Source organism: Mycobacterium helveticum (genome assembly GCF_007714205.1).
Taxonomy (GTDB): domain Bacteria; phylum Actinomycetota; class Actinomycetes; order Mycobacteriales; family Mycobacteriaceae; genus Mycobacterium; species Mycobacterium helveticum.
The window spans coordinates 1-902 of record NZ_VMQU01000311.1; the positions used below are offsets into that span (position 1 = coordinate 1).

The following is a 902-nucleotide window of genomic DNA, read 5'->3' on the forward strand; positions in this document are numbered from 1 at the left end:
GCATTCACCTCGCGGGTGCCCTTCTGCTCGGGACATCATGACTTCTACCATCACGATTTTCCCTTGCACGAAGGGCACTTCCGTGTCACGACACAGCCATCACCCACATCAGGCTGAAAAATCAGGGTCTGAGCTTCACCCGGCTGCCGTATTTCGCAAGCCTGGGCATTCCGGCCGCTATCGGGATCGTCGTCGCGCTGCTCGCCTCGCTCACCCTGGGTCCCGCCGTGCTGACCCTGGGGTCCGCGATGGGCATCTTCGAGCCCAAGCGCGCCATGAGAACCCGCGGATGGCGGCGAATCGGCACGGCCATCGTCCGCTGGCCCGGACCCGTCCTGGCCGCGGCGTCCGCGCTGGCCCTGATCGGCCTGCTCGCGTTGCCCGGCTACCAGACGAGTTACGACACCCCGCCCCTACATGCCCGCCGGCGCCCCGGCCAATGTGGGCTACGCGGCAGCCGAACGGCACTTCTCCCGCTCCCGGCTGGAGCCCGAGTTGCTCATGGTCGAAACGGGCCACGACATGCGCAACCAGGCCGACATGCTCATCCTCGACCGGGTCGCCAAGGCGGTGTTCCACGTGCCCGGCATCGCCCAGGTGCAGTCGATCACCAGGCCCCTGGGAACCCCGCTCGACCACAGCTCGCTTGCCTTCGCGGTCAGCACGCAGAGCGCCAACCAGCAGGAAAACCTGACCTACCAGCGGGATCGCGCGGACGACCTGCGGACGCAGGCCGGCGAACTGGCCAAGACGATCGACATTCTCAAGCAGCAGTATGTGCTGCAGCAGCAATTGGCCGCCACTACGCACAGCGAGGCCCAAAACTTTGGCTCTATTGCCATGAATGTGGATGACCTCATGTGTGGTATGGGAGCTCGAGGGTGACCGGCCCGCAGACGAGC

The 902-nt window shown here is 65.5% G+C and carries 1 pseudogene; it reads left to right on the forward strand.

The features are described 5' to 3' along the window. Positions 1–128 precede the first annotated feature (128 nt). A pseudogene (locus FPZ47_RS27660) lies at positions 129–858 on the forward strand (MMPL family transporter); the annotation flags it as partial. Between the last annotated feature and the right edge of the window lie 44 nt (positions 859–902).